The 21,973-nt window shown below is 36.1% G+C and carries 21 protein-coding genes; 19 read left to right on the forward strand and 2 right to left on the reverse strand.

The features are described 5' to 3' along the window. Positions 1-32 precede the first annotated feature (32 nt). Complete coding sequence (locus C9J38_RS04340; protein ID WP_233218477.1) at positions 33-716, forward strand: PTS sugar transporter subunit IIA; 684 nt, start codon at positions 33-35, stop codon at positions 714-716. Here C9J38_RS04340 and C9J38_RS04345 read toward each other — a convergent pair. Next, positions 713-1,555 (reverse strand): helix-turn-helix transcriptional regulator, encoded by an 843-nt coding sequence (locus C9J38_RS04345; protein ID WP_107206027.1) that lies wholly within the window; start codon positions 1,553-1,555, stop codon positions 713-715. The two genes, C9J38_RS04340 and C9J38_RS04345, sit on opposite strands and share 4 nt — an antisense overlap. Before the next feature lie 282 nt (positions 1,556-1,837). On the opposite strand from C9J38_RS04345, the gene manA reads away from it, so the two are divergent. From manA to aroC, 3 genes are all read left to right on the forward strand, one after another. Further along, a complete protein-coding gene (gene manA / locus C9J38_RS04350; protein WP_107206028.1) occupies positions 1,838-3,037 on the forward strand; it encodes a mannose-6-phosphate isomerase, class I in 1,200 nt (399 codons plus the stop codon). A 405-nt stretch (positions 3,038-3,442) separates the two neighbouring features. Beyond that, entirely contained in the window at positions 3,443-5,347 is a 1,905-nt protein-coding gene (locus tag C9J38_RS04355; protein WP_107206029.1) for a fructose-specific PTS transporter subunit EIIC, read from the forward strand. 184 nt (positions 5,348-5,531) lie between these two features. Continuing rightward, positions 5,532-6,617 (forward strand): chorismate synthase, encoded by a 1,086-nt coding sequence (aroC, locus tag C9J38_RS04360; protein ID WP_107206030.1) that lies wholly within the window; start codon positions 5,532-5,534, stop codon positions 6,615-6,617. A gap of 81 nt (positions 6,618-6,698) precedes the next feature. Here aroC and C9J38_RS04365 read toward each other — a convergent pair whose 3' ends face one another. Further along, positions 6,699-7,319 (reverse strand): trimeric intracellular cation channel family protein, encoded by a 621-nt coding sequence (locus tag C9J38_RS04365; RefSeq protein ID WP_107206460.1) that lies wholly within the window; start codon positions 7,317-7,319, stop codon positions 6,699-6,701. 315 nt (positions 7,320-7,634) lie between these two features. On the opposite strand from C9J38_RS04365, the gene C9J38_RS04370 reads away from it, so the two are divergent. From C9J38_RS04370 to C9J38_RS04440, 15 genes are all read left to right on the forward strand, one after another. Continuing rightward, complete coding sequence (locus C9J38_RS04370) at positions 7,635-8,159, forward strand: elongation factor P hydroxylase (RefSeq protein WP_107206031.1); 525 nt, start codon at positions 7,635-7,637, stop codon at positions 8,157-8,159. A gap of 41 nt (positions 8,160-8,200) precedes the next feature. After that, entirely contained in the window at positions 8,201-8,461 is a 261-nt protein-coding gene (locus C9J38_RS04375) for a YfcL family protein (protein ID WP_107206032.1), read from the forward strand. Between the two features lie 21 nt (positions 8,462-8,482). Then, positions 8,483-9,535, forward strand: coding sequence for an LPS O-antigen chain length determinant protein WzzB (locus C9J38_RS04380; protein ID WP_107206033.1), 1,053 nt, complete (start codon positions 8,483-8,485; stop codon positions 9,533-9,535). 104 nt (positions 9,536-9,639) lie between these two features. Then, complete coding sequence (locus tag C9J38_RS04385; protein WP_107206034.1) at positions 9,640-11,160, forward strand: hypothetical protein; 1,521 nt, start codon at positions 9,640-9,642, stop codon at positions 11,158-11,160. Further along, positions 11,160-12,194: a polysaccharide pyruvyl transferase family protein gene (locus tag C9J38_RS04390; protein ID WP_107206035.1), complete on the forward strand. Its 1,035-nt coding sequence runs from the start codon at positions 11,160-11,162 to the stop codon at positions 12,192-12,194. Before C9J38_RS04385 ends, C9J38_RS04390 begins: the two co-directional genes overlap by 1 nt. Positions 12,195-12,203: 9 nt before the next feature. Continuing rightward, positions 12,204-12,920, forward strand: a complete 717-nt coding sequence (locus C9J38_RS04395; protein ID WP_045152085.1) for a 2-C-methyl-D-erythritol 4-phosphate cytidylyltransferase — start codon at positions 12,204-12,206, stop codon at positions 12,918-12,920. Between the two features lie 4 nt (positions 12,921-12,924). Then, positions 12,925-13,947, forward strand: a complete 1,023-nt coding sequence (locus tag C9J38_RS04400; RefSeq protein WP_158259496.1) for an NAD-dependent epimerase/dehydratase family protein — start codon at positions 12,925-12,927, stop codon at positions 13,945-13,947. A gap of 5 nt (positions 13,948-13,952) precedes the next feature. Further along, positions 13,953-14,726, forward strand: a complete 774-nt coding sequence (locus C9J38_RS04405; protein ID WP_107206037.1) for a phosphorylcholine transferase LicD — start codon at positions 13,953-13,955, stop codon at positions 14,724-14,726. Between the two features lie 26 nt (positions 14,727-14,752). After that, a complete protein-coding gene (locus C9J38_RS04410; RefSeq protein WP_107206038.1) occupies positions 14,753-15,937 on the forward strand; it encodes an EpsG family protein in 1,185 nt (394 codons plus the stop codon). A gap of 10 nt (positions 15,938-15,947) precedes the next feature. Then, positions 15,948-17,201, forward strand: a complete 1,254-nt coding sequence (locus C9J38_RS04415; protein ID WP_107206039.1) for a glycosyltransferase — start codon at positions 15,948-15,950, stop codon at positions 17,199-17,201. Continuing rightward, entirely contained in the window at positions 17,198-18,007 is an 810-nt protein-coding gene (locus C9J38_RS04420) for a glycosyltransferase (protein ID WP_052957691.1), read from the forward strand. The genes C9J38_RS04415 and C9J38_RS04420 overlap by 4 nt, the downstream gene beginning before the upstream one ends. Beyond that, on the forward strand, positions 18,007-19,113 hold the full coding sequence (gene gmd / locus C9J38_RS04425) for a GDP-mannose 4,6-dehydratase (RefSeq protein WP_107206040.1): 1,107 nt from the start codon (positions 18,007-18,009) through the stop codon (positions 19,111-19,113). Before C9J38_RS04420 ends, gmd begins: the two co-directional genes overlap by 1 nt. Then, positions 19,113-20,090, forward strand: coding sequence for a GDP-L-fucose synthase (locus C9J38_RS04430; RefSeq protein ID WP_107206041.1), 978 nt, complete (start codon positions 19,113-19,115; stop codon positions 20,088-20,090). The genes gmd and C9J38_RS04430 overlap by 1 nt, the downstream gene beginning before the upstream one ends. 2 nt (positions 20,091-20,092) lie before the next feature. Beyond that, positions 20,093-20,548: a GDP-mannose mannosyl hydrolase gene (locus tag C9J38_RS04435; RefSeq protein WP_107206042.1), complete on the forward strand. Its 456-nt coding sequence runs from the start codon at positions 20,093-20,095 to the stop codon at positions 20,546-20,548. A gap of 18 nt (positions 20,549-20,566) precedes the next feature. After that, positions 20,567-21,973 (forward strand): mannose-1-phosphate guanylyltransferase/mannose-6-phosphate isomerase, encoded by a 1,407-nt coding sequence (locus tag C9J38_RS04440; protein WP_107206043.1) that lies wholly within the window; start codon positions 20,567-20,569, stop codon positions 21,971-21,973.

Here is a 21,973-nt window from a genome sequence, read left to right on the forward strand (position 1 = left end):
AGCTCGCCAGCTATTTTACTGCCGATGTGCAGGTGTTTAACTTGCAATTGTTACGATCTGAATCGGTAACCAAGCCTCTGCGCGTTTCAACGCTTGCAAGTAAGCCTTATCAATTGTGTCAGCTCGTTATTACAGGCGTGGATGCTGAATTAGCCCTATTGGTGCTGACTGATATTATTCACGAATATGCTTGTCCGTTATTGTTGCCATCGAGCGATAGTAAGGGAAATGCTATTTTAAAACAGCGTATGACAATGCTGGATTTTCCTCTGTCTTTTATCACGCCAAAACAGATTCAAGCCGATAATAATAAAGCACAATTATTAGCAACGATGACGCGCTCGCTGGTGGATGAAAAAGTGATTAAAGTCGATGATTATCAAGAGGTGTTAGCTGCGATAGAAAAACGTGAGAGTATTTCTGCTACTGTAATGGGCAATAGTATTGCGATGCCCCATGTGATGATAGAACCTATTACTCAGCCTGCGATGGTGATTTCTTGTTGTCAGCAAATGAATTGGCACAGCGCACGAGGAGATGTAAGCAAGGTATTGATGATGGTATTACCTAAGCCCTTATCGCGTTCTGTACTCATGGCTTTTTCTCGGTTTTCAAAGCGACTACTACAAGATCGTTATGCAGATGCTTTACGCCAAGCTTCTGATAGTAATGTTATACAAGCGCTGATCATTGAGGCGATGCTAGCGTCTGATTAAAGGCTACGATATTCAGTTGGTGTACGGCCTGTTTTGTTTTTAAATACCCGACAGAAGTAATTCATATCTTGAAACCCGCATCGGGTTGCTACTTCCGCTAAACGAAAATTGTATTTCTTGAGCATAAATTTTGCGCGTTCTAACCGTACCCAGCAGATGTAATCTGCTAATCGCATATGTCCCTGTTGTCTGAATAAGCGCGAGAGGTGATTGGGGGTAATGTTAAAACGATGAGCAATAGATTCTCGGCTGATCGCGCGGTGAAAATTTTCTTGAATATAAATACAAATCCCTTGATAAAGATCTTCACAACGATTTTTTTTCACTCTATCTGGGGTATTGAGCATAGAGCGGCTATAGCTGAGGAGCGCTAACAAGAGGTATTCATCCATTGGTTTTTTCGTTGGCTCTTTTGCCAGCATATTCAATGCCGATAAAATAGGATCAATAGCATGTCCTGTCGCGGCTTGGATTGAGTGTTTTTGCACATCAAAAAAGTGAGGATTGTCTTTGCTTTTGCTGACTAAACTGAAACCAATTTGTCTTTTACCAAACAGTAGGCTCAATACCGAGCATTCCGTATCCCAATTGGGTTTATTCCAACAGTTCGGTGGAATATACAGAGCATCACCCAGCATTAAGTTAATATCTCGAATGCCATACTCACCGTCTTCTAATTGATTCACATATTCGCCTTTAAGCACGAGTTCAAGACGAGGGAAATTCACTTGGTAACTAAATTGTGGCGGTGTGGTGTGATCATTAGCAAACCAAATATGGTTAAAGCTTTCTCGTTCTTCGAGAATAGAATCAATAAGATTAAGAAATACGGTATCCATAATTTGCGTCAAGTCACCCAATGTTGTGAGGAATTGTGAGTTAGCAATAAATATTTATGGCTATTTTTGTTATAGTGCAGAGCAATATTTCGTAAAACATAACTCACTTAATGGATTATATCGAAGAAGGGCTTATGGTGATCTGATTGATGTACCACTTTTTGACTTATGTAACATTTAGCATTGCTTAAATGGCATTCCTCTTAGTTATTTTCAGATTTGCTAAGTGGAATACGATTTTATCTTCATCGATGCACAACGATAATAAATTTAGGAATGAATATGGCTGGAATTCACCGTCCTGTGTTTTTTAAAATGAATAACGTGATTCAAGATTATGCATGGGGAAGTAAAACCTCGATTGAATCTTTGTTTGGTATCGCAAATCCTGAAGCGAAACCACAAGCAGAATTATGGATGGGCGCTCATGCGAATGGCTGCTCTGAAATTGAAAGGCAGGGAAAAGCGGTAAAGCTGTCTGACTTTATTGCAATGGATCCGGATGCGATCATTGGTGTGCAAACCCAGCAACAATTTGGTGAGCTGCCGTATTTATTTAAAGTGTTAGCGGCAGAAAAAGCACTGTCTATTCAGGTTCACCCAAATAAGCAGCAAGCAGAAGTCGGCTTTGCGAAAGAAGAGCAAATGGGCATTGCGCGTAATGCGGCGAACCGTAATTACAAAGATCCAAACCACAAGCCAGAGTTAGTCTTTGCGTTAACACCGTACCAAGCGATGAATGGTTTCCGCCAAATTGAAGACATTGCTGCGCAGTTCAATGCACTTGAAATTCAATCTATCGGCGAGTTAGTAGCAGTATTTAATGCCAATCAAACGGAAGCGGGCTTACGTGATTTCTTTACAGCAATGTTATCGCTAGAAGGTGAGCAAAAAGCTTCAGCGGTAAATGCATTATTGGCTTACAGTGAAGCACATAAAGATCAGCCATTGTTTGCTTTATTATTAGAGTTAGCTGAGCAATACCCTGGTGATATCGGTTTATTTGCGCCGTTGATGCTAAATGTATTAACCCTTCAGCCGGGTGAAGCGATGTTCCTTAGTGCCTGTACGCCACATGCCTACATTAAAGGTACAGGTTTAGAGATCATGGCGAACTCTGATAATGTATTGCGCGCTGGTTTAACGCCAAAATACATGGATGTACCTGAGCTCGTTGCAAACACCTATTTTACGCCAATGGCGTTTGATTCATTGCTATTAGCCCCAACACAAGCAGAAAATGGTTTACATTACGCTATCCCTGTTCCTGATTTTAAGTTCAGTGTTTACAAGCAAGTAGACAATATTCGTCTTACGGTGAATAGTGCTGAAATCGTTTTTGCTATTGATGCACCTGTAACATTGACTCATAGTAATGGTGATAGTGTTGAAATAGAGAAAGGTCAGTCAGTGTTTATTCCGGCTTATACTGAGCAGTATCAAGTCACTTGTGTTGGTACTTTTGCCCGCGCCTACAACTAAGCAGATCTAACGTCCTAGCACTTATTTAAAGCGACAGAATATTCTGTCGCTTTTTTTGTTTTTGATAGTGTGAAGTCTTTCACTAAAAGTAGGCTGAGATGGAATGTTGGATGTGTGTTATTTCTAGTTAATAAAAATTTATTGCTATAAGTTTTTGTATATATTTAAACTTTAATTTAACCTTAATTGATTGATAAAAAAAGATTTTAATCTTTACCCTATCAGTTTATTGATGTTTGAGTAAAATGTGTGATAGTTCACATCCTTGTTCTAAGGTTACATTTATCCAGTTAAAGCCTTTTCTATGCTCTATTTTGAAGCAGCCAAACACTAGACAATATTCCCATACTCAAATCCATCAAGCGTAGTGTGATGGGCGATAAAAATAATTCTTGGGGATAGAACATGATCACTTCCTTGATCAACGAAAGCTTAATTAACCTTAATCTTAAGGCGAAAACCAAAGATGACGTGTTTAATGAAATGGCTGAAATATTGGCAGCGCAAGGGCGCGTGGCTGATAAAACGCAATTCATTGCTGATGTAAAAGCACGTGAAGAATTAGGCAATACAGGATTTGAAGAAGGGATCGCTATCCCTCATGCGAAAAGTGCAGCCGTTGCACAGCCTGCGGTAGCGATTGGTGTTAGCCGTGCCGGTATTGAATACGGCGCAGAAGACGGCAAACCATCACAACTGTTTTTCATGATCGCATCACCTGATAACGGCGATAACCATCATATTGAAGTCTTAGCTGAACTTTCATCAAAGTTGATTGAAGATGGTTTTGTTGAGAAGTTCTTAGCCGCTAAGACTGAAAAAGAAGCCTTAGCCTTATTGCTTGAAGAAAAAGAGCAAGCCGTTACGCAAGCTCAAACGAAAGGTTTGATCATTGGTGTGACTGGCTGTCCTGCTGGAATTGCTCATACTTACCTTGCCGCTGAAGCATTAGAAAAAGCCGGTACTGAGCTTGGGTATGAAGTAAAAGTAGAAACTAATGGCTCAATTGGTGTCAAAAACTCCCCAACAGCTGAAGAAATTGCTCGTGCAGAAGCGATAGTGGTTAGCTGTGATAAGCAAGTCGATATGGCTCGCTTTGCTGGTAAAAAACTGATTAAAACTGGCGTAAAAGCGCCAATTAAAGATGCAAAAGGTCTTATTCAACAAGCATTAGTAGCGAAAGCTTATGAAGCTGATGGTGATGACACCTCTGATTTGAGCGAAAGCAAAGTCGCGCAAACCCGTTCGAACTTATATCGTTATTTGATGAACGGTGTATCGCACATGATCCCGTTTGTAGTTACCGGTGGTTTGTTAATCGCATTATCACTGGCCATTGGTGGTCAACCAACAGATGCCGGTATGCAGATCCCTGCGGGTAGTTTATGGCAAAAAGTGCTCGATGTTGGTGTTGTTGCATTTACCTTAATGATCCCAATTCTTGCGGGTTACATTGCTTTTGCGATTGGTGATCGTCCTGCGTTAGCACCAGGTTTCATCGGTGGTTGGATTGCCAATAATGGTTCTTTCTATGATGCAAGTGCGGGTACTGGCTTTATTGGTGCCATTGTTGCAGGCTTGCTAGTGGGTTACTTCGTTCGCTGGGTTGCAACACGTAATTATCATAAGATGGTGCAGCCATTAGTGCCGATTCTTATTGCGCCAATTACGGGTACCTTGTTTATCGCTAGCTTATTTATCTTCGTTATTGGTGCGCCAATCGCTGGATTAATGGATAGCATGAACAGCATGCTTACTGAAATGAGCACAGGTAACGTAGTATTACTCGGTATTGTACTGGGTGGTATGGCTGGCTTTGATATGGGCGGTCCCTTTAACAAAGTCGCGTTCTTGTTCTCTGTTGGTATGATTGCAAACGGTCATACACAGTTCATGGGTGCAATGGCATGTGCTATTCCAGTCGCTCCTTTAGGCATGGGCTTAGCAACAGTACTTGGTCGTAAGTTAAATATCTTTGAGCAATCAGAAGTTGAAGCCGGTAAAGCGGCAGGTGCAATGGGCTTAGTAGGTATCTCTGAAGGTGCAATTCCATTTGCAGCGCAAGATCCGCTGTCGGTGATTCCAGCAAACGTGTTAGGTAGTATGGTTGCTGCAGTGATGGCGTTCTCTTTCGGTATTACCAACAGCGTAGCACACGGTGGTCCAGTGGTGGCATTATTGGGTGCGATGAACAAACCAGTTCTTGCCCTACTATGTATGGCATCAGGTATGGTCGTAACTGCTCTTGTTGCGGTAACACTTAAGAAAGTACGTAAAGCGAAGGCTGAACGAGCATTAGCAACAGCTTAACCTCTAATTTAAAGAGCTAAATAAAAGCGATAGGTGAAAGCCTGTCGCTTTTTTTGTTTTGGAAAGATGGCACTGGTGGCAATTTGTACACTTGTTCTTGCAATCTATCGGACAACTTTGCACTATGTCTGTATTAGTAAAAATTAAAAATGCATGTAAGCATAGAGATATCACAGAGGAAGTAATGGCAGGAAATACGATTGGACAACTATTTCGCGTCACCACATTTGGCGAAAGCCATGGCTTGGCGCTGGGCTGTATTATAGATGGCTGCCCACCGGGACTCGCATTAACTGAAGCTGATATGCAGCATGACTTGGATCGCCGTCGTCCGGGAACATCAAAATATACCACGCAACGTCGCGAACCGGATGAAGTGAAAATTCTATCTGGCGTATTTGAAGGTGTAACAACGGGCACATCTATCGGTCTCTTGATTGAAAATACCGATCAACGCTCTAAAGATTACTCGAATATTCAAGACTTATTCCGTCCAGGACATGCTGATTACACTTACCATCAAAAATACGGGGTACGAGATTATCGTGGCGGTGGTCGCTCATCTGCTCGTGAAACGGCAATGCGTGTTGCTGCAGGTGCTGTGGCAAAGAAATACCTAAAGCAAGTACATGGCATTGAAGTACGCGCTTACCTATCACAAATGGGTGACGTAAAAATAGATAAAGTAGATTGGGAGCAAATCGAGCAAAACGCCTTTTTCTGCCCTGATATCGATAAAGTTGAAGCTTACGATGAATTGATCCGTAAGCTGAAAAAAGAAGGCGACTCAATCGGTGCGAAAATTACCGTGGTTGCGCAAAATGTCCCTGTTGGTTTAGGTGAACCCGTTTTTGATCGCTTGGATGCCGATATTGCGCACTCTTTAATGAGTATTAATGCGGTAAAAGGTGTGGAAATTGGTGATGGCTTTGATGTGGTTGAACAACGTGGAAGCGAACACCGTGATGCGATGACACCGGAAGGTTTTAAAACTAATCATGCTGGTGGCATTTTAGGGGGTATTTCATCTGGTCAAGATGTTGTGGCACATATTGCGCTTAAGCCAACATCAAGTATTACGGTTCCGGGTGAAACCATTACTAAGCAGGGTGAATCAGCGGAAGTTGTGACGAAAGGTCGCCACGATCCATGTGTTGGCATTCGTGCGGTACCTATTGCTGAAGCCATGTTAGCGATTACTTTAATGGATCATCTATTACGTCATCGTGGTCAAAACGCAGATGTTGCTACCGATACACCGAAGATTTAACCAAATAAACTAATTGATATATAAAAGCCACGCCTTGATGTATTCAGCGTGGCTTTGCTTTATCCAATAATACGTTGAGCTTTAGTGGAAGGTTTCTTCTTTAAACTCAAACACAGGTAAGCTCCAGCTAAAATAGACAGCAGCCATGCGTAGACTAAAACCTGTAATTAAAGTAATGAGTGTGGTGATATCAGGATGGATACCTATATATGACATGGCGTAATACATAATACCTGCAATAAATGCGACCGATGCATAAAGCTCTTTATGTAGCACCATAGGTTTACGGCGAGTGATCATATCACGTAGCAGACCACCAAATACGCCTGTCACTACCGCCGCAACAACACAAATAATTGGAGAAAGCCCCATTGTCATTGCAACTTGGCATCCAATAATACTAAAAACGATTAAGCCGATAGCATCGAGCAAGATAAACACTTTATGAAAACGAACTACCCAACGGGCAAAATAGGTAGTTAAAATCCCTGCAACGCACGTGATCACTAAATATTGTGGGTGAGCTACCCAACCTAGTGGATAGTGACCGAGTAAAATATCTCGTACCGTGCCGCCACCAATTGCAGTAGCACTTGCAACCAGCATTACCCCAAACCAATCCATGTGGCGTTTACCTGCTGCTAATGCACCGGTCATTGCTTCTGCAGTAATGCCAATAATATATAAAATTGAAAGCAGCATGATATTCATCGTCCAAAAAGAAATTGAACTGATTGTATTTGTGATAGTCATCTACTTCTAATGAAAAGAAAATGGTTATGCATGAATTTAATTCATCCTAAATTAATAGCTGAGTATTTAAGTTTGTTATGCTTTGAGTGGCCTATTCTTATTTTTATTAGAATAGTTGACTGAAAAGTAAGCAAAAATTGTCATCTCTTTATAAAATGACAATAACATGACGTTTGTCATAGTCTGTCACCTTAAGAATATTCGCACTTAGATTCACTGCATTGTATAATCGATAAGTTATGTATTTTAGAAGTTACCATTAGTATGAGACATGATTACAACGACTTAATCGTTATTTTCAATGGGTTATTTTTAGACAGTCTCAATACAGAGTTACTTCTAGGCGGTGAAGAGCCAATTTATCTGCCTGCTTCTAGTGAGCGACAGCATAATCAGATAATTTTTGCTCGTGGCTATTTTGCCTCGGCAATGCATGAGTTAGCACACTGGTGTATCGCAGGTGCTGAGCGACGCAAATTAGAGGATTATGGTTATTGGTATGAACCTGATGGACGCTCTGAAGCTGTTCAAGCAGCATTCGAGAAAGTAGAGATTAAACCACAGGCCATAGAGTGGATTTTATCAGCAAGTTGCGGATTTACATTCCAAGTAAGCTGTGACAACTTGAGTGGTGACTGTGAGCCTGATAGGGTAGCATTCACGTTTAAAGTGCGTGAACAAGTACTAACCTATTTAGAGTACGGAATTCCAGAACGAGCAAAAATGCTATCTGATGTATTTCGAGCTTTTTATGGTATTAAACAGTTAACAGAACAGGATTTCACATAACACGTTCGATATAATGAAATGGGTTGTGTATAGGGTAGGAAATGACAATTCAAGAATACGAAGAGAGGCTATTGCAGCTTATCGACGATGGAATAGACACTGCAACAGACGATGAGCTGTTTGCTGGTGGTTATTTGCGTGGGCATATTTCATTAGCGGCTGCTGATTGTGAATTAGAAAATGAATCACAACTGTCAGCAATGAAGGAAAAAGTAGAGCGAAGCATTGCTGATGCAAAAAGTGAGCTTTCTCCATCAGATTATGTTCTTGTGTGCCAAATGTGGCAAAAAGTTTCGGCTTAGTTTTAGGTTTGTGGAAAAATAATGAGTGATATTCAAGCTGTAAATAACTCTCCAAGTGATGAGATTGATTTAGTTGAGTTAGTCAAAACGCTTTGGCAAGGTAAAGTGACGATAGCTGTATGTTCAGTCGTTTTCACAGCCTGTGCTATTGTTTATGCACTGACTGCTCAGCAGTGGTGGACATCGAAAGCAGTTATCACTGTTAGTCAATATCAAAACTCAATAGCTTTTCGTAATCAAGTTTCTAATCTTTATACTGTTTACAGTAAAGATTCCGCGAAACTAAATGAATTAAAGTCAATGTTTAATAAAAAGAATTTATTTAACGACTTTGTTACTGAGTTTAATGCTTTTGATAATAAAAAAACATTTATAGAAAAAACGCCTATTTTGGAAAAACAAATAAACGCAACTGATGCTGACAAAAGACATATCTTTATTAGTAACTGGGCTTCAAAATTTTCTGCGTCGCAAGTAGATAAAAAAGATCCCTATGTATTTTATATTAGATCTCAGGCCGAAAGCGCTCAACAGTCCTATCAACTGTTAACAGCATATTCTAATTTTATATCTGTTAAAGTACGCGAAGATTTAACACAAAAATTAGTCGCAAAAATAGAAAATAGTGATGCAATGCTTAAAGCTAAAGAAATGTCACTATCAGATAATGCTAAAAAATTATTAGCTAATGAACTGATAAGAACAAAGTATTCTTTAGATATAGCAAGATCTGCAAATGTAATTAAGCCAATCGCAGATATGAATGAACAAGAGTTTTTTCAAATTAACCTTGGAACAGAGGCTTTAACTGAAAAAATTAAAATTTTAGAAAAGTCTAAAGATCTTAGTTTATTTGAGCCTAAATTAAGTGATGTAGAAACGAATTTAAGCTTATTAAAAAGTATAAAATTAGATCCTAATGTTAAACTTCAAAGTATAAGGTTTTTACAAAATATTGATTATCCTATTTCACGTGATAAGCCTAACCGAAAATTGATCGTTATTATTGGACTAATTCTGGGGTTTGTATTTGGGTCTTCTATCGTGCTAATAAGACCACTTTTTAATAATTAACTTATTATTAAAAAAATAAAATTATTCATTTAGCTAACTGGTAATAGCCTTAAACTAGAGGGCGGTAGCGTGTTTAAAATTACACATATTGAATCATATATGTTATGAAGTCACAAAAAATTATAAATAACACCATTTTTTTATATATAAGGATGGTTATAGTAACTGTTATCAGTTTATATTCTGTTAGAATTGTTTTAAGCTCACTGGGGGTAGTGAATTTTGGTATTTACAACCTTGTATCAAATGTAATTGCTTTATCTACATTTCTTAATGGTGCCATAGTTTTATCAACTCAAAGGTGTATAACATATAGTGTTGGTTCAAAAAAGTTCGATATTAATAAGGTTTATAATACAGCACTGTCGCAATTAATTTTAATATCGCTGATCTTTTTAATTTTTTTGAGTTTACTATCAAAATATTTTTTTGATGGGTTTCTAAATATACCATTAAATGAAATAGATTCAGCAAAATTTGCATATTACATGGCTGTTATTACTGTGGTTGTAAATATTATTGGAAGTGTTAATCTTGCTATAATAAGCGCAAATGAAGACTTTTATTTTGAAACAATAATAAGTATATTTACGTCTATTAGTCAACTAGCGATTGCATTTTTAATTAATTATACGGATGGTAATAAATTAGAGATATATTCTTTATTCATGGCTCTATTAGCTGTAATAATGCAATGTGTTAGGTTTACATTCGTTTATATAAATTATAAATATTGTAGAAAAATTAATTTTTCAATTGATAAGTTGATTTTTAAAGAACTTTTTTATTATAACAAATGGAATTCGTTTGGTGCGGCTGCAGGAACATTAAGGAATAGTGGTATTTCAGTATTATTAAATCTATTTTTTGGTCCAGTTTCTAATGCTGCATATGGAGTAGCAAATCAAGTTAACTCAAAACTAAAAGAGTTTTCATTAAATTTGATTAGTGCAATTACGCCTCAAATACTTAAATCAGAAGCTTCAGGTGAAAGAGATAGGATGCTTCTATTATCGACTTATGCGAGTAAATATGGCCTACTGCTGTTATCTTTACCTGCATTACCGCTTTTTTTTGAAATGCATTATGTTCTGGATCTATGGTTAAAAACAACACCTGACAGTGCAGTTTATTTCTGTCAGATGATCTTAATATTTTCTCTAATAAATATGAGTACTGTTGGATTACAAACAACAATACAGGCTTTAGGTAATATAAAATATTATCAAATTGTAGTAGGTGGTTTTGTTCTTTTGACATTACCAGTTGCATACGTATTACTGAAGTTTAAGTATCCTGATTATATTGTTTTTTATGTGATGATTTTTGTTGAGTTAATTGCAGGAACATTCAGAATTTATTTTATAAAAATAAGAGGTGGTCTTAAATATTTCAACTATGTCAAAAAAGCGATCGTAATTCCAACATTATGCATAGTTCCCTCTGTAATATCATTATACCTCATCCACATAAAAATGAATGAGAGTATTGAGCGGTTATTCTGTTCAACTATTGTTTCTGTTGTTTTAAGTTTGATAATGATCTATTTTTTAGGAATGGAATCAAACGAAAAAAAAGCTATAAATAAACTGATTAAAAAATATAAAGTGAGTGGTAAAAAGTGATGAGTTATAAGTATGGTTTGATTAAGTATTCCTCATATAACATTGGTGATGATATACAGAGCGTTGCTGCAAAAAGGTTTTTACCAACTATCGATAGTTATATTCAACGAGAGCGAGTTGGTTCTTTTTCTTCTGATGAAAAAACAAAATTAATTATGAATGCTTGGTGGATGTGGGAGCCTAAAAACTTCCCACCGTCAGAGTCTATTGAGCCTCTATTAATATCTATGTATTTTAGGCCAGAAATTAGAGACTATTTATTGAGTGGAGAAGTAAAAAATTATTTAATAAAAAATGGACCTGTTGGTTGTCGAGATACAGGTACTGCAGAGTTTCTTAATAATAACGGTATACCTGCATACTTTTCTGGTTGTTTAACATTAACATTGGAAAAGAATAAAAAAATAAAAAAAGAAAATTTCATATTAGCTGTTGATATGCCAGGAGAAAGCATAGAGATTATTAAAAATAATAGTGAATACCCTGTTTATTCGTTGTCAAGAATGTTAACACCATATTTAAATAGTAAATCGAGAATAGAACTTGCAGAAATAATTTTAGATTTATATCAGAGCGCGCATTGCGTTGTTTCTCCTTGTTTACATGTAGTTTTACCTTGTTTAGCATTTGAAACGCCGGTATTAAGAGTTAACATTGGTAACACTACAGGTGCAGGTACAAATGAAAGTACAGGTGATGTTAAAGGTAGATATAGTGGTATGGAGCATCTATCTCATAAAGTTGAATTAAATGATTTTATAAAAGGAAAATTTTCTTATGATTTTAACCTACCTCCAGAGAATCCTAAAGATTATTTGAAAATAAGAAATGATTTAATGCAAAGAGCCGAAGAATTTACTGGTTTTAATAATCCAGTAAATAATAAAAAAGAGTTTCCAATAATAAATATTTTTCAATTATTAATAGAAGATAAATCAATTGAAGATAAAGTATTATATTACTCTAGTTCGAAGAGTCTAATAAAAGCATTATTTAATAAAGTAGTATTCAAAAAAAATAAATTTGATTTTTAAGGAATGAATATGAATATTTCATTAATATTTGCTGGTGGTGTTGGTACCCGAATGGGTAATAAAGCAAAACCAAAACAATTCCTTGAATTATATGGTAAACCAGTAATAATTTATACTTTAGAACATTTTGAAAATAATGACGACGTAGACGCTATTGTTATTGTTTGTAAACATGAATGGATTGATTACTTAAAAAAATTATTAGAACGGTTCAATATCAATAAAGTTGTTAAGGTAATATCAGGTGGTGAAACTGGACAAGAGTCAATATTTAATGGAATTGATTATATACATAAAAACTATAATGAAGACTCAATAGTTTTAATACATGATGGCGTTAGACCATTAATTAATCAAGATATTATTAATAAGAACATTAAATCTGTAATTGATAATGGTAGTGCTATAACATCATGTCCTCCCGTTGAGACCTTTGTCAGAGTTGATAAAAATAATAAAGTTATGGATGTTCATGATCGTAGCATGTCACGTTTAGCAAAAGCACCTCAAAGTTTCTATATTAAAGATATATATTACGCTCACAAAAAAGCTATCGATGACAAGTACTTTGAAGCTATTGACTCATGCTCATTGATGAGGCATTACGGATTTAATGTTCACTTAATTGATGGTATATCTGAAAATATTAAAATTACAACACCTATTGATTTTTATATTTTTAAAGCCATTGTAGATGCAAAAGAACAGACAGCCATTTTTGGATAAAATTATGAATGAATCAGATTTTGATATCCTAGTTAATCAGTCTCAAGTTGATTATTCGAAACTAAGAAACAAAACAATATTAGTTACTGGTGCATTAGGTATGCTTGCTGCTAATTGTATCGATCTGCTGCTATTGCTTAATAAAAACCGTAATTACGATATAAAGATCATTGCTCTTGCAAGATCTTACAACAGACTAAAAGATAGATTTGGTGAGGAATCTTTACAACTTGAATATATTGTTCAAGATATTAGTGATGAAATTACATACAATAATAATATAGATTATATTATTCACGCAGCTGGTAATTCTAGTCCATATTTTATAGAAAAAGAACCATTGAATATAATCGAAGCAAATGTGATTGGTAGTTTTAATATTGTTAACTTAGCTAAATCTAATAAAAATATTGAAAATATTTTATTCACGTCAACTAGAGAAGTTTATGGAAAAATAGAAGGTGTTAATTCTATCAAAGAGAATAATATAGGAATATTTGATCCTCTTGATAAACGCTCTTGTTATCCTGAAAGTAAAAGAATGTCTGAGAATATATTTAAGAGTGCAAGTATTCAATATGGATTAAAGTTTAATATAGCGAGGATTGCGCACTCATATGGCCCAGGAATGAGTTTTAACGATGGTAGAGTTATGGCTGATCTTCTTGGTGATACTATAAATGATAGAAATATAGTTCTAAAAAGTGATGGTAGCGCTCTAAGATCATTTTGTTATGTACTAGATGCTGTTTCAGCGATGTTTTATATATTACTTAATGGTAAAAATGAAATGGCTTATAATATTGCTAATGAAGACGAAGATATATCAATCTTTGAACTAGCCCAAAAGATTATTTCACTAAGTAACAAGAATATATCAGTATCAAGAGTTACACCTGATGATAATAATCTGTATTGTAATTATGAAAGAGTTATGTTGAATACTGATAAATTAAGAGAGCTTGGCTGGAAGCCTCATTATAATTTAAATATGGGAATTAAATTAACTTTATCTTCAAGGGTATAAATTAAATGCGCGAGTTGTCTTTAATTGAATTAAGAGAAAAACAGCTAGAAATACTTGACGATATTCATAAATATTGCATTGAAAATGATCTAAAATATTCTTTAGCAGGAGGAACTTTATTAGGTGCAATAAGACATAAAGGATATATCCCGTGGGATGATGATATTGATATCATGATGCCAAGAGATGATTATGAATACCTAATGGAAAATTTCAACTGTAATGAAAAGTATAATTGCCATCATTTAAAAGGAGATGGTAAAAATTATTTTCCTAGGTTTTACGGAAAAATATCACTGAATAATACAAAGATAATTGAACCAAATAGTCCTAGCTTTTTTGATAATATAGGTATAAATGTTGATGTTTTTCCTATTGATCATCTATCAAAAAGAATTTTATCTAAAGGTATAAAACTTAAATTAATAAATTTCATAAAAAGAGTTTATTTGTATTCTGACTATTTGACTTATCAAAAAAACAAACTTAAGTATCCATTATCTTTTATTAAGGAAATGTCATTATTATTGATGAGTTTAATTGTATCTAATAAGTATAACTCTCAATATGCAGTAAGTATTGGTAGTTTTTATTTGAAAAAAGATTTGTTTGATAAATCCTTATATGAAAATTATAAAAACATTTCTTTTGAAAATCGAAGTTATTTAGCTATTAAAGATTATGATAAATATCTCAGTCAAATATATGGGGATTATATGATAATACCGAAAGAAACAGAAAGGTATAGTCATAACTTTAAAGCTTATGAATATCTCTAGTTTTTAAATTTCCAAAGATAATCTTAATGAAATTAAAAAAATCGTTAGTAATTATTACGTTATCATTTTTAATATCTCCTTTACTATTATTACCCATTTCACTTATATATATATACAATAATAAATTTTTCGGATATATAGGACTTTCTATTTTTTTGTCTATCCTTGCGTTTACTTATGTTCCATATGAAGGGTATGATTTAGTTAGGCACTATAGTGTATATAATGGGTACGTTAATAATAATACATTAGAAACTGTATACGGGTATATTTCGTATAATCCAGCATCATCTTTTTTATATGGTTTTATATATTTAATATACAATCTAGGGTTGAAAAAAGAATTCTTACCAGCAATAGCTGTATTTATATCTACATTTTGTTTTTTATTAATGTTGTATAGAAGAGCTAAGAGTTATAGTGGTAAAGCTAGAATTTTATTCGTGATTTTGTTTGTTATTGTTTTTCCTCTTTTAACTGAAGCTAGTGGAATACGTTTTTTTCTCGCAATATCTATATATATCCTCTATTCTTATTTTTTAATAATTGAAAAGAGAAATTTTTATTATCTAATTCCATTTTTCTTAATAATACACCCTGTTACTGGTGTTTTTTTGATTCCTATTTTTTTGTATAAATATACAATAAAAATATCAAGAAAATTGATGTTACTTTCCTTTGTTTTGTTGTTTTCAGGAGGTGCATTTTACATTGTTGATATTTCTTCAATAGCTATAACGTATATTTTAAATAAAACGGGGTTGTTCTCTCTTGGATACTTAGATTCTAAATCTATCTTTGATGGGTTAACTGTTAATCAAAGCTACTCATTAATATTGCAGATTACCCCATTTTTTATTGTGGTGTTATTTTTGGTTTTGAAAAGAAAATGGTTAGATAAAGAGGCATATTCTTTTATATCGTTGTTTATTTTTACTATATTAATTTTTAGTGGAATTCCTCAGTTTTTCATTAGATCTACATTTGTTGTTAACTTGGTTTTCTTTTTTTATATTATTTCTTTTTATAAGGAAATGATAAATGGTAAGGTTAAATGCATAATATTTAGCTGTTTGCTTGTTAGCATGTTTTTATCATCATTAGCAATCATGAATACATTTAAAGCTTCTTATTATCCATCATGGAAGAATATATATCTACCAACACCTTATTTGTTATCTATAACGGATGTTAATGAATACATAAAATAGTGTGATTATTATGAAAGTTTTGATTGTATCTCATTCAGATTCTTCTGGTGGTGCGGCGAGAGCTGCCAAGCGACTACTATTAGCTTTGTGTAATTCAAGAGCTAATGCAAAGATGTTTGTAAAAGTAAAAAATACATCTAATTATCTAATTACAGGGCAAAAAAATAAAATTGAGCTAGCTATAAATATGATTCGTTCTGGGTTAGGACAAATGATGTTAAAATTACAAAGAAGTTCTAATAAATCCCTCCATTCTTTAAATTTAATTCCAAGTAAAATGTTAAAGAATATTAATAATGATGATTCTGATATAGTTAACCTTCATTGGATTAATGGAGAGACACTTTCCATTAAGGATATATCTCTAATAAATAAACCTGTAGTGATGACAATTCATGATATGTGGGCTTTTTGTGGTTCAGAACATGTTGTCGAATTGCAAAATAATCGTTTCTATGATGGCTATACAAGCTCTAACCGTAAAGATGGGGACTCATATCTGGATCTTGATAAGTTTATTTGGAAACAGAAGAAAAAACATTGGTCTAAGCCCTTCAATATTGTTGCACCAAGTAACTGGATGGCGGAATGTGCTCGTGAAAGTTCCTTATTTAAGGGATGGGAAATTAGCGTTATTCCTAATGCAATAGATACAAAAGTTTTTAAGCCTATAGATAAACACGTAGCCAGAGGTATACTTAATTTCCCCCTTGATGAGAAGTTAATTGGATTTGGTTCTTGGATGGGAGGAGAAACTTATAACAAAGGCTTTGATTTACTACAACAAGCTTTATTAAATCTAGATAATTCTAACATGCCACCATTACGTTGTATTGTTTTTGGTCAAGAGCGGCCGTTGAATTTTGTTGAGAGTAAACTCCCATTTTCTTTTATGGGGCATATTAATGATGATATAACATTAGCTATCCTATATAGTGCTTTAGATTTAGTTGTTCTTCCTTCTCGTATTGAAAACCTACCACAAGTCGCAACAGAAGCAATGTCTTGTGGTTGCCCTGTGGTTGCATTTGAAACAGCAGGAATCCCTGATGTTATTGAACATATGAAAACTGGTTATTTAGCAAGGGCGTTCAATTCTGAAGATCTAGCTTTTGGCATCAAAAAAATAATTAATGATAATGAACTTCAATTATACATGAGCCAAAAATGTAGAGAAAAAGCTGTTACAAAATGGGACAATGATATTGTGGCTGAGCAGTATTTATCTTTATATCAATCTATTCTCAATAAGAAGGATTTATGAAGCCTAAATTATCTATTCTTACTATTAACTTTAATGATAGTAAAGGGTTAGAACGAACGTTATCTTCAATTGATAACTTTTTAAAATGCTTTAATTTAGAGCTTGTTGTTATTGATGGTGGGTCTACTGATGAATCTGCTTCCATCATAGATAATTATCAAGATCTTATTACCTATACCGTATCAGAGAAAGATGATGGTATATATGATGCTATGAATAAAGGTTTAGAATATTGTACCGGAGATTATGTTTTATTTCTTAATTCTGGAGATTACTTCAATGGGATTGGTGATGTTAATGTTTTGTTTGATACAATAGATAAAGTTTCACCAAAAGTTATTTTTTGGCCAGCTAAGATAAATTCAGAAACTAGTTTTTGGTTTTATCCCCCTGAGGGGGCTACAGATGAGTACATAAGAAAGTGGTTTGATTCAAATCTACCTAATCATCAAGCTATGCTTTTTCCTAAACAATTTTATAGTTTAAATAAATATGATCGAAAAATGGTTATTAATTCAGATGCTGATTATAAATTACGAGCTATAAAACAATATGGTACATACTTTATCCCTTTTTCGTTAACGACTTTTGAACTTGGTGGCGTATCCTCACAAACATTATCTTGGAAAAGTTATAAAATTAGAATAAAAGATGTTCTTATTTTTGAAGAAAAACACAATAGAGGTTTGAATAAATATTATTCAATTTCTTCTTCGGTGTTAAAATATACGATAAAATTAATTGCAAGTAATATATTACCGAGTGACTTATATATTAAGTTGTTAAAAAGTAGTAAGGATAAATGATGAAAAAAGCATTAATTACAGGTATTACTGGTCAGGATGGCTCATACCTTGCTGAACTGTTATTAGAAAAAGGTTATGAAGTTCACGGCTTAATTCGTCGTGCGTCGTCTTTTAATACCGAGCGTGTGGATGCTGTTTGTAATACGAATGATAATATTCACCTGCATTATGGTGATTTAACGGATTCTTCTAATCTTATTCGTCTTGTAAAAGAAATCCAGCCAGATGAAATTTACAACCTTGGTGCCATGTCTCACGTAGCTGTGTCTTTTGAATCGCCTGAGTATGCGGCTGATGTTGACGCGATGGGCACAATTCGCTTACTTGAAGCAATCCGTATTAATGGTCTTGAGAAGAAAACCCGTTTCTACCAAGCATCGACGTCTGAGCTTTACGGTGAGGTACAAGAAATCCCTCAGCGTGAAACCACACCTTTTCATCCGCGCTCTCCTTATGCTGTAGCTAAAATGTACGCTTACTGGATTACAGTGAACTACCGTGAATCTTACGGTATGTATGCATGTAACGGTATTTTGTTTAACCATGAATCACCGCGTCGTGGTGAGACTTTCGTGACTCGTAAAATTACACGCACGGTTGCTAATATATCTCAAGGTCTAGAGTCTTGCTTATACCTAGGTAATATGGATGCGCTTCGTGACTGGGGTCATGCAAAAGACTACGTACGTATGCAATGGATGATGCTACAACAAGAAGTGGCCGATGATTTTGTTATCGCAACGGGTAAGCAAATCTCTGTGCGTGAGTTTGTTCGTATGTCTGCAAACGAAGCGGGTATTGAGCTTGAGTTCACAGGTAAGGGTGTGGATGAGATTGCAACTGTTACTGCAGTTGATAGTGAGAAAGCACCAAGCGTTAACGTCGGTGATGTGATTGTTCGTGTGAGCCCTAAGTTCTTCCGTCCTGCAGAAGTAGAGACTTTACTAGGCGATCCAAGCAAAGCAAAAGAGAAGCTAGGCTGGACACCAGAGATTACCGTAGAAGAAATGTGTGCTGAGATGGTGGCAAACGACATCAATAAAGCGAAACAACACGCTCTACTTAAAGCCAATGGCTTTGACGTGGCGATTTCACTCGAAAACTAATGACGGTATCAGTTGTGAAAAAACGTATTTTTGTTGCTGGCCACCGCGGTATGGTGGGTTCAGCGATTGTTCGTCAATTATCTCAGCGTGACAACGTTGAAATCATTACGCGTACACGTAGCGAGCTCGATTTATTAAATCAACAAGCAGTCAATGATTTCTTTGCTGAAGCACATATTGATGAAGTGTACTTAGCTGCTGCAAAAGTAGGAGGTATTCATGCTAATAATACTTACCCTGCTGAGTTCATTTATGAAAACTTGATGATGGAATGTAACATCATCCATGCTGCACACCAGCATGATGTACAGCACCTGCTATTTTTAGGCTCATCGTGCATTTATCCTAAATTGGCTGAGCAGCCAATGACGGAGTCAGCATTGCTTACAGGCACGCTAGAAGCGACTAACGAACCGTATGCGGTTGCAAAAATTGCCGGTATTAAGTTATGTGAATCGTATAACCGTCAATACGGGCGAGATTACCGCAGTGTGATGCCAACGAACTTATACGGTGAGAATGATAACTTCCACCCTGATAACTCGCATGTTATTCCGGCTTTGATGCGTCGCTTCCACGAAGCGAAGTTAAATAACGACAAAGAAGTAGTCGTGTGGGGTACGGGTACTCCAATGCGCGAATTCTTGTTTGTTGATGATATGGCTGCCGCTTCTATCCATGTGATGGAATTAGATAACGAGACATATCAAGCTAATACTCAACCGATGTTATCTCACATTAATGTGGGTACTGGTGTTGACTGCACTATTCGTGAAATGGCAGAGACCATGGCAAAAGTCGTGGGCTTTGAAGGTGATGTGGTCTTTGATAGCACTAAACCTGATGGTACGCCGCGTAAATTAATGGATGTGAGCCGTCTTGCTGATTTAGGTTGGCGCTATAGCGTGAGCTTAGAAAAAGGCTTAACACAGACCTATCAGTGGTTCTTAGTAAACCAAGATAACTTTAGGAAGTAATCATGACACAACGGTTAGATACACACACATTTCAAACCGTTGTGGCACATACCCCACTTATTTCTCTTGATTTAATCGTTGAAAATGCAGATGGGTATGTGCTGCTTGGACAGCGCTTGAATAAGCCGGCGCAAGGTTATTGGTTCGTCCCTGGTGGGCGCGTATTAAAAGACGAAACCTTGGCGACGGCATTTGCTCGATTGACGAAAGAAGAGTTAGGGGTTGAGTTGCAATTGTCTGATGCGACCTTAATTGGTCCGTTTGAACATTTTTATGATGATAACTTCTCGGGTGATGACTTCACCACGCATTACGTTGTACTGGGTTATCGTCTGAAGTTTGATGTACCGTTGACGCAATTACCCAAAGAGCAGCATGGTCACTACCAATGGTTTGATGTGGCAACCTTACTGAATACTGGCGATGTTCATCGTCATACCAAGCTTTATTTTCTCTAAACAAAAGAAGAACGGATTATGCTTCTACCTGTAATCATGGCAGGCGGCTCAGGTAGCCGCCTGTGGCCGTTATCCCGTACCCTTTATCCTAAACAGTTTTTAGCGTTAACTTCAAATGCGACCATGTTGCAGGAAACGGTTAAGCGTCTTGATGGCATTGAACATCAAGCCCCATTACTGATTTGTAATGAAGAGCACCGCTTTATTGTGGCAGAGCAATTGCGCAAAGGTGGGATGGATAATAGTGGGATTATCTTAGAGCCAGTTGGACGTAATACCGCTCCAGCTATTGCGCTCGCAGCACTCAAAGCTGTAGCCAATGATGAAGACCCATTATTGTTAGTATTAGCGGCTGACCATATCATTCAAGATACCGATGCTTTCTTAGCGTCAGTCCGATATGCAAAAGCAGAAGCAGAAAAAGGCAAACTTGTCACTTTTGGTATTGTACCGACACATCCAGAAACGGGGTATGGTTATATTCATCGTGGTGAGGCATTAAATAATGATGCTTATTGTGTGGATGCCTTTGTTGAAAAGCCACAATTAGAGACAGCAAAAGCGTATGTTACTAGCGGTGAGTATTACTGGAACAGCGGTATGTTTCTCTTCAAAGCTTCTCGCTACATAGCCGAGCTTGAAAAATATGCCCCTGAGATTTTAAAAGCTTGTCAAGTTGCCATGGATAATTCAAGTGTGGACTTAGACTTTACGCGTTTAGACAAAAAAACGTTCATGACATGCCCAGATGATTCTATTGATTATGCTGTAATGGAAAAAACGCAAGATGCGGTTGTGGTGCCTATGGATGCAAACTGGAGTGATGTGGGCTCTTGGTCGGCGCTGTGGGAAGTCAATGAAAAAGATGCGTTCGGCAATGCGACGCGTGGTGATGTGTTAGTTGAAAACACCACTAACAGCTATATCTACTCACAAGATAAGTTAGTTGCCACGGTTGGGGTTGAAGGCTTGGTAGTCGTTGAAACTAAAGATGCGGTACTTGTTGCGCACAAAGACAAAGTGCAAGATGTGAAAGGCATTGTTGGTCAGTTGAAACAAGCCAACCGCTATGAATACTTGCAGCATCGTGAAGTGTACCGTCCTTGGGGAACACATGATGAAATCGCAGAAGGTGACCGATTCCACGTTAAGCATGTGATAGTTAAACCGGGTGAGCGTACTGCTACCCAAATGCATTATCACCGTGCTGAGCATTGGGTGGTCGTGAAAGGGACTGCCAAAGTCATCAATGGCGATAAAAGCTATTTACTAACAGAAAATGAATCAACGTACATTCCTATCGGCTCTCCGCATTCGATAGCGAATCCTGGGCAAATCCCTTTAGAATTAATTGAAGTGCGTTCTGGTGCGTATTTATCGGAAGATGATGTGGTGCGTGTTGAGGATTATGGAGTAGGGTACTAA

It is taken from the genome of Photobacterium sp. GB-210, from assembly GCF_003026075.1.
GTDB lineage: Bacteria > Pseudomonadota > Gammaproteobacteria > Enterobacterales > Vibrionaceae > Photobacterium.